Origin of the sequence: Streptomyces sp. DvalAA-14, assembly GCF_900091855.1 — a bacterium.
GTDB lineage: Bacteria > Actinomycetota > Actinomycetes > Streptomycetales > Streptomycetaceae > Actinacidiphila.
Map to the genome: position 1 here is coordinate 1 of NZ_FMCH01000525.1, position 7,954 is coordinate 7,954.

At 75.5% G+C, this 7,954-nt stretch carries 8 protein-coding genes, 1 pseudogene and 1 riboswitch; of the genes and pseudogenes, 5 read left to right on the top strand and 4 right to left on the bottom strand.

Annotated features, from left to right (window positions below; all coding sequences use genetic code 11):
- The first annotated feature begins 85 nt into the window (after positions 1-85).
- From GA0115240_RS28355 to GA0115240_RS28365, 3 genes are all read left to right on the top strand, one after another.
- A complete protein-coding gene (locus GA0115240_RS28355) occupies positions 86-865 on the top strand; it encodes a maleylpyruvate isomerase family mycothiol-dependent enzyme (RefSeq protein ID WP_093741012.1) in 780 nt (259 codons plus the stop codon).
- A 62-nt stretch (positions 866-927) separates the two neighbouring features.
- A complete protein-coding gene (locus GA0115240_RS28360; protein WP_093741014.1) occupies positions 928-1,539 on the top strand; it encodes a hypothetical protein in 612 nt (203 codons plus the stop codon).
- A gap of 9 nt (positions 1,540-1,548) precedes the next feature.
- Positions 1,549-1,998, top strand: coding sequence for an ankyrin repeat domain-containing protein (locus GA0115240_RS28365; RefSeq protein WP_093741016.1), 450 nt, complete (start codon positions 1,549-1,551; stop codon positions 1,996-1,998).
- Between the two features lie 66 nt (positions 1,999-2,064).
- On the opposite strand, the gene alc is transcribed toward GA0115240_RS28365, so the two are convergent.
- Together alc and GA0115240_RS28375 are read right to left on the bottom strand one after the other, a co-directional pair.
- Positions 2,065-3,273: an allantoicase gene (gene alc / locus GA0115240_RS28370; protein ID WP_093741024.1), complete on the bottom strand. Its 1,209-nt coding sequence runs from the start codon at positions 3,271-3,273 to the stop codon at positions 2,065-2,067.
- 82 nt (positions 3,274-3,355) lie between these two features.
- Positions 3,356-4,306, bottom strand: a complete 951-nt coding sequence (locus GA0115240_RS28375; RefSeq protein WP_093741026.1) for an AraC family transcriptional regulator — start codon at positions 4,304-4,306, stop codon at positions 3,356-3,358.
- A 156-nt stretch (positions 4,307-4,462) separates the two neighbouring features.
- On the opposite strand from GA0115240_RS28375, the gene GA0115240_RS28380 reads away from it, so the two are divergent.
- Positions 4,463-4,969, top strand: a complete 507-nt coding sequence (locus GA0115240_RS28380) for an anthrone oxygenase family protein (RefSeq protein WP_256070044.1) — start codon at positions 4,463-4,465, stop codon at positions 4,967-4,969.
- 53 nt (positions 4,970-5,022) lie between these two features.
- Positions 5,023-5,108: riboswitch (ZMP/ZTP riboswitch) on the top strand.
- 32 nt (positions 5,109-5,140) lie between these two features.
- A complete protein-coding gene (locus GA0115240_RS28385; protein ID WP_093741020.1) occupies positions 5,141-6,310 on the top strand; it encodes a phosphoribosylaminoimidazolecarboxamide formyltransferase in 1,170 nt (389 codons plus the stop codon).
- A gap of 153 nt (positions 6,311-6,463) precedes the next feature.
- On the opposite strand, the gene GA0115240_RS28390 is transcribed toward GA0115240_RS28385, so the two are convergent.
- Both GA0115240_RS28390 and GA0115240_RS28395 read right to left on the bottom strand, forming a co-directional pair.
- On the bottom strand, positions 6,464-7,258 hold the full coding sequence (locus GA0115240_RS28390; RefSeq protein WP_093741022.1) for a crotonase/enoyl-CoA hydratase family protein: 795 nt from the start codon (positions 7,256-7,258) through the stop codon (positions 6,464-6,466).
- A 162-nt stretch (positions 7,259-7,420) separates the two neighbouring features.
- Positions 7,421-7,949: pseudogene (locus GA0115240_RS28395) on the bottom strand (helix-turn-helix domain-containing protein).
- Positions 7,950-7,954 lie beyond the last annotated feature (5 nt).

Below are 7,954 nucleotides of genomic sequence, written 5' to 3' on the forward strand. Positions count from 1 at the left end.
CCCGCCGGCAACGTCCGAGGTCACGCGGGCCGGGCCCGGGCGCCGGCGCCGGCAGGTGTCGGAGGTCGCTGCTACAACGGAGCCCATGACGACTTCCCACTTCGCCCTGCCCGCACTGCCGTTCGAGCACTGGCTGGCGCGCATCGAGGAGCGGTCCGCCGCCTTCCGCGACGCGGTGGGGGCGGCGGATCCGCAGGCCCGGGTGCCTGGCTGTCCCGACTGGACGACGCGGGACCTGGCGGCGCATCTGGGCGGTGTGCAGCGGTTCTGGGCGGCGACGGTTTCGGCCGGCCCGGCCCGGCGACCGCCGTCGGAGGAAGCGGTGGCGGATCGCGAGCCCACGGGTGAACTCCTGGCGTGGTCGGCCCGGTCCACCGCGCTGCTGCTGGACGCGCTGCGCGCGGCCGGCCCGGACACGCCCTGCTGGACGTGGTGGGCCGCGTCGGGCCGGCCGGCCACGGCGGGCGCGGTGGCCCGCCACCAGGTGCAGGAGGCGGCGGTCCACACCCGTGACGCGCAGGAGGCGGCGGGCGCGCCCGAACCGCTGCCGCCGGCTGTCGCGCTCGACGCGCTCGACGAGTTCCTGCAGGTCGGCTTCGGCTCGATGGACGGCTGGCCGCATTCCCCGGCCCGGGTCGTACTGGCCGCCGACGAGGGCCCGGCGTGGACGCTGATCCTGGATCCGACCGGGGCCTCCGCGGTGCGCGGCGGCGACGGTCCGCGGGCGGGCGCGGTGCTGGCCGGGCCGGCCAGCGATCTGCTGCTCGCCCTCTACCGCCGGGTGCCCTGGGACGGGGCCGCGCTGCGGCTGACCGGAGATCCGGAGCTGGTGCGGCAGTTGGTGGTCTGGCCGCCGCTGGGCTGAGGACGTACCGTCCTGACGGAGGGGTGATGCCCATGTCGGGTCGAGGGTGGCGATCGGCCGGTGTGGCAGCCGGGGCGCTGGCACTGCTGGCGGGCTGCACGGCGGGCGGCGCGTCGGACGACGGCGACCAGGTCCCGCGGGCCACCGCGTCCCTGCCCCCACCGGTCGGCAGCATCGCGCACCCGCGCCCGGTGCGCTGCGTCGAGGGGACCATCCACCCGCTGCCCTCCACCAGCGGTACGTCCGCCAAGTCCGGGGCCCCGAATGCCACACCAGCCGGACCTCCCGCGTCCAGGAACGATGTGAGCGCCGGCGCCCTGATCTGGCACGGCGCCGCCGCGCTGGCCACCGGCGACCAGAAGGCGCACGGCGTGCAGAACGCCGACGGCTGGCACTACCGCGTCGACTCCGAGGTGTGGAGCTCCCAGCAGGTCACCGTCACCATCGGCCCCGACCAACGGGCCCGCGCCGGGCTCCAGTACGGCATCGGCTACGGCATGTCCCCGGCGCCCGCGGTGACCTTCCACGGCTGCCCGGGCGCGGCCACCGTCTTCATCGGCGCCTTCTTCGTGGCCGGGGACGGCCGTGCCTGCGTACCCCTGGACGTCCGGGCCGGCGACGGCCCGCCGCGGCGCGTGGTGATTTCCTTTTTCGACGGTCGCTGCCCTGCGTAGGGTGGGGGCATGACCGACCCCACGCCCGATGCGACCTCCGGCCCCGGCCGCGGCCCCGCGCACGACCCGGCCGACGCTCCCGACGCCGAGCTGATCGAGTTCGCGACCAAGCTCTTCGACCTGGCCCGGCAGGGCGACGCGGCCCACCTGGCGGCCTATGTCGATGCCGGGGTCTCCGCCGATCTGACCAACGACCGGGGCGACACGCTGCTGATGCTCGCCGCCTATCACGGCCACGCCGGCGCGGTGCGGGCGCTGCTGGACCGCGGCGCCGACCCCAACCGGATCAACGACCGGGGCCAGAGCCCGCTGGCCGGCGCGGTCTTCAAGGGCGAGCAGGACGTGATCATGGCCCTGGTCCAGGGCGGCGCCGATCCCACGGCCGGCACCCCCTCGGCCGTCGAGACGGCCCAGGTGTTCGGGAAGAACGAACTGCTGAGGATCTTCGGCGCCGAGTAGCCGCCGCCGGGGCCGCCACCCGGGACGGCACCCGGGACACGGCCCCGGGCCGCTGGCCGATCGCCGCTAGCTGATCGCCTCGGTGCGCGCGGCCAGCCGCGCCGCGCCCTGCTCGGTGAGCGAACCGTGCAGCCGCAGCCGGGAGATGCCGCCGTCCGGGAAGATCTCGACGCGCACATGGGTGGCGGGCAGCGGGTTGACCAGGAAGCGGTGCACGGTGTCGGGCTGGAGCGGGACCCGGGGCAGCAGTTGCGTCCACGCGCCGTCGGGGCCGTTGCGTACCGCGATCGACGCCCAGCCCGCCGCGTTGCCCTTCAGGTAGGCGGTGTCGATCTCCACGGCCCGGATCTCGCCCTGCTCCACCAGCCGGTAGCGGATCCAGTCGTGGCCGGTGTCGCGGCGGCGGCGGGTCTCCCAGCCGTCGTCCATGCGGTGCGAGCGGCCCGGCAGGATGGTGTGCTCCGGCGGGGAGTAGAAGCGGTCGGAGGCGTCCTCGACGCTGCCGCCGTTCTCCAGTGCGACCAGGTCGAAGGTGCCCAGCTCGGCCAGCCAGCCCGGATCGGGCGCGACCTCGCCGTGGACCCGCAGCCGGGCGATGCCGCCGTCGGGGTGCTGGCGCAGCCGCAGGTGGGTGAAGCGGCGCTCGACGCGGACCGCGAAGGCGTTCTCCGCGTGGCCGCCGATCGCGGTGCGGGGGACGAGTTCGGTCCACTCCACCCCCGGATCGAGCAGGTCCTCGGGGCCGGCGGACAGGGCGTGCGCGGTGGCCTGGACCGACACGGCCTGCGGGTAGTTGCCGCGGAAGTGCGCGGTGTCGACGACGATGGCGCGGACCACCCCCGGCGCCCCCAGCCGTACCAGTGCCCAGTCGTGGTCGGCGGGATCGGGGTGCGGGTCCTGCCCGGACCGGCCCCGGCGGCGCCGGGTCTCCCAGCCGTCCATCACCTTGCCCTTGTGGCCGAAGCGCCCGGGGTCGAACACCGCCGGCCCGGGCAGCAGCAGATTCTCCCGGTCGGCGAAGAACTCGTCATTGGCCGCTATCACCGCGCCGCCCAGCCGGCGGTCGGCCAGGTCCACCAGTCCGGACAACGGCAACGCCGCCCTGCGGTAGTCCGCGTACGGGTCGCCGCCGCCGTAGGGCCGCGCGTCCCCGGTGAAGTCGGTCAGCGCGGACGACGGGGACGAGGCCGCCCGCTCGTGCTCCGGCTCCGGCTCCGACTCGGGCTCCGGCTCCGGCTCCGACTCGGGCTCCACCCGGCCGACTTGTCCCACCATTCCCTCCCCCGCCGCGTCCTGCTCCTCGATCGTGAGTTCCTCGTCTCCGCTCATGCCCCTACTGTCGGCCACCCCCGGCCGCTCAGCGGGCCGCCGCGCCCGATCGGTGCTGCCGGGGACTGACCCCGCGCACCCGCTTGAAGGCCGCGCTGAGCGCGAACGGGCTGCCGTAACCGACTTTCCGGGCCACCGCGGCGACGGTGGCGTCGGGCTCCCGCAGCAGGTCGGCGGCCAGTGCGAGCCGCCAGCCGGTGAGGTAGGCCATCGGCGGCTCGCCGACCAGTTCGGTGAAGCGCCGGCCGAGCGCCGCCCGGGACACCCCGGTCCGGGCCGCCAGCGCGGCCACCGTCCAGGGGTGCGCCGGGTCGTTGTGCAGCAGGCGCAGGGCGGGGCCGACGACGGGATCGCCCTGGGCCGCGTACCAGGACGGCGCCCCGGCTTCCGGGCGGGAGAACCAGGCGCGCAGCACCGTGATCAGCAGCAGGTCGAGCAGCCGGTCGAGCACGACCTCCTGGCCGGGCTGTTCCTTGACGATCTCCTGCTGGAGCAGCGCGAGCAGTTCGGGCAGCGGGCCGCGCCAGGCGTCGGCGGGCAGGACGAGGATCTGCGGCAGCGCGGCCAGCAGCCGCCGGCTGACCTCACCGCCCAGCTGGTAGGTACCGCTGATCATCACCGCGGCGCCGTCGGGGTCGTCGCCCCAGGTGCGGACGCCGAGGTCCATCGCCTCGCACAGCGGATCGCCGCGCGGGTCGGTGGTGACCTGGCCGGGCCGGACGACGATCCGCGGCTCGCCGGCCGGGTCGTCGCCGAGGGTGTACGCCTCCGGGCCCCGGACGACCGCGATGTCCCCGGCCGGCAGCGGCACGGCCGGGCGCCCGTCCGGCACCACCCAGGCGTGGCCGCGCGCCATGAAGACCACGGTGAGCGGCGCGCGGTCCTCGATCCTGATCGACCAGGGCGAGCTGAGCACCGACCGCAGCAGGAAGGCGCCGCGCGCCCGTGGACCGTCCAGCAGGCTCCCCAGTGCGTCCATGGCCCCCACCGTCTCCATGGCCCCCACCGTCTCCATGGCCTCCAGCCTAGGCTGGACGGCCGCGCATGCGGATGAGCTTCTCGACGATGGCCGGGGCGGGCGCCGGCGGCTGTACTCGATGCCATGACGACACACCCCCGCTCCCGAGGAGTTGCCGTGCCCGCCGACCTCCGCGGCCTCGTGCTGCTGGCCACCACGATCAGCACGGGCCTCATGGCGGGCCTGTACTTCGCCTTCTGCGTCGCCGTGCTGCCCGGTCTCGGCGCTTCGGACGACCGGACGTTCGTCGAGGCGATGCAGCGGATCAACGTAGCGATCCTGAACGGCTGGTTCGGCCTCGCCTTCGGCGGCGCGCTGCTGCTGGGCGCGCTGGCGGCGGCGCTGCACGGCCGGGGCGACGGACGGCCCGCCCTGCCGTGGATCATCGCCGGCGTCGCGCTCTACGCGGCTTCCCTGGTCGTCACCATGGCCCTGAACGTGCCGCTCAACGACGGGCTCAGGGACGCGGGCGACCCGGCGCGGCTCCGTGATCCGGCCGCGGTCCGGGCGGCGTTCGAGTCCGGCTGGGTACGCTGGAACACCGTTCGTACGGTGGCCTGCACCGCTGCCCTGGGCTGCCTGACCTGGGCGATGCGCGCGGCCCGCGCGACCGGGCGGGGCTGAGGCCGGCATCAGCGGGGACCTCCGGGGGCCGCCCCGGAGGTCCGGGTAGAGTCGGCGGTGGCCGCGACTGGCGAGGGTGGAGGACCACCGGGGAGCGGCCGTGCAGTTCGGAGGAGCGCCGACCGCCTGGGCGCCTCACTCAGCGATGTGGTACGGCTGTGGAGGCCCCTGATGGAACTGCGGTACGGACTCAACCCCCAGCAGGCGCGAGCGAGCGCCGAACCGATCACGCCGGGCGCCTGGCCGCTGCGCGTGCTCAACGGTGATCCGTCCTATCTCAATCTGCTGGACGCGCTGAGCGGTTGGCGACTGGTACGGGAGGCCGCGCAGGCGCTCGGGCGGCCGGTCGCGGCGTCCTTCAAGCATGTCTCCCCGGCCGGCGCCGCGCTGGCCGGCCCGGTCGACGCTCCGACCGCCGCGTTCTACGGTTTCGATCCGGCCGAGGGCATCGCCGGTCCGCTGGCCAGCGCCTACGTCCGGGCCCGGGACGCCGATCCGAAGTCGTCGTACGGCGACTTCGCGGCCGTCTCGCACCCGGTCGACGCCGAACTCGCGGCGCTGCTGGGCCGCGTGGTGTGCGACGGCATCGTCGCCCCGGGGTACGAGCCCGGCACGGTCGCCGCGCTGAGCGCCAAGAAGCGCGGCCGTTTCCTCGTCCTGGCCGCCGATCCGGCCTTCGTGCCACCGGAGATGGAGCGGCGCGAGATCTACGGGCTGCAGCTGGCCCAGGCCCGCGACGAGGTGCCGCTGAGCACGGACCTGCTCGGAAACGTGGTGTGCGGGCAGGCGCCGCTGCCCGCCGCGGCGGCGGCGGATCTGCTGCTCGGGCTGGCCGTAGTACGCCACACCCAGTCCAACGCGGTCTGCTACGTGCGGGACGGGGTCACCCTCGGTATCGGGGCCGGCCAGCAGTCACGGGTGGACTGCACCCGGCTGGCGGGCGCGAAGGCGGCGACCTGGTGGCTGCGCCGCCATCCGGCGGTGCGGGCCATGGAGTTCGGCGCGGCGGTACGGCGCCAGGAGCGGGTCAACTGGCAGGTGCGGGTGGCCGAGGGCGATCTGACCGCGAACGAACGCGTCCGGCTCGCGGCGGCCCTGACCGTGCCCGCCGCCGAGCCGAGCGCGCAGGAGCGGGGGGACTGGGCCGCTCGCCTGTCCGGCGTCGCCTTCGCCTCGGACGGCGCGCTGCCCTTCCGCGACAACGTCGACCACGCGGCCCGTTACGGCGTCCAGTGGATCGCCGAGCCGGGCGGCTCGCTGCGCTCCGCCGAGGTCGCCGAGGCCTGTGCGGAACACGGGATCACCCTGGTACGCACCGGGCTCCGGCTCTTCCAGCACTGAGCCGCGCCGGTCGGCCCGGCCGCGGGCACCCCCGGCAGTCGGCTTCCGCCGCGGCCTTCCGGGGCGCGGCCGCGCACGACGGGCTTCGGGGCGGCCGCTCGCGGCGGGCGTTTCATGGCCGGCCGCCGCTCGCGGCGCGTCGTCGCGGCGGGGTCAGCTGCCGAAGACTCCGTGCCGGCCCTCCCCGGCGGTGAAACGGGCCGCGCCGGTCGCCGCCTCCGGCAGCGAGATCAGGCCGTGGGCCAACTCGTTGGCCAGCGCGTCGCGTTCGGGCAGGCCGTCCTGCTCCAGCAGGGAGAGCCGGTCCTGGCGCAGACAGGTCTGCGGGAAGGCGGCCAGTTCAGCGGCGAGCCGCTCGGCGGCGGCGCGGGCGGCGCCCGGGGGCACGACCCGGTTGACCAGGCCGATGTCCAGCGCCTCGGCGGCGTGCACCGGCCGGCCGGTGAGCACCAGGTCCATCGCCCGGCTCGCGCCGATCAGCCGGGGCAGCCGCACGGTGCCGCCGTCGACGAGCGGTACGCCCCAGCGGCGGCAGAAGACCCCGAGGACCGCGTCCTCCTCGGCGACCCGCAGATCGCACCACAGCGCCAACTCCAGTCCGCCCGCGACCGCGTGGCCGGCGATCGCGGCGATGACGGGCTTGCCGAGCCGCAGCCGGGTGGGACCCATGGGGCCCTCACCGTCCTCGACCACCTGATTGCCGCGCCCGGTCCCGATCGCCTTGAGGTCGGCGCCCGCGCAGAAGGTGCCGCCCTCGCCCCAGAGCACGGCCACTGCCGCCTGATCATCGGCCTCGAACTCCCGGAAGGCGTCGGCGAGTCGGGCCGCGGTGGGCCCGTCCACGGCGTTGCGGACGCCCGGGCGGGACAGGACGACCGTGGTCACCGCCCCGGCCCGCTCGACCCGTACGGCGGACCCGCCGCCTTCGGCGCTCTCGGTCGGCCCCATCTGCCGTGCCCTCCCCGGGGGTTGTCGCGGCTCTGTGACGCGGTTCTGTGTCGCGGTTCGGTGATCGCCGCTCAGTGGTGGCCGGTCGGCGGTCGGCGGATGCCGGTCGCCGGTGGGCCGGGAGCGGGTGCCGTCCCGCCGTCCCGGCCGGAGCCGCCGCGTTCAGCGGTGCTCCTGCAGCATGACCGCCACCGTGTCCGGCGCCAACGCCCGGAAGACGTGGGCGACATCACCCGGATAGGCGACGTAGTCGCCCGGGTCGAGCTCGACCGGTTCGTCGGCGAGCCCGACCAGGGCGCGGCCGCTGCTCAGCACGACATGCTCGATAACCCCCGGCATGTGCGGGTCCGAGTCGCGGGAGGTGCCCGGCTGGGCGGAGATCAGGTAGAGGTCCCGGCGGGCGTTCGGCGGGCAGGAGGCGAGCAGCGTGGCCACGTAGTCGGCCCGTTCGGCGGCGAAGGCCAGGCCCTCCCCGGCCCGGATGATCTGCACCTGGGGTCTCGGCGGGTCCACCAGCTGGGCGAAGGGCACGTCGAGGGTGACACTGAGCGCCCACAGCGTCTCCACACTGGGGGTTGCCGGCGCCCGACTCCAGCTGGGAGAGGGTCGATTTGGCGATACCCGCGCGGCGGGCGACCTCGGTGAGCGAGAGTCCGGCCCGGGCGCGCTCGCGCCGCAGCGACGCGGCGATGGTGG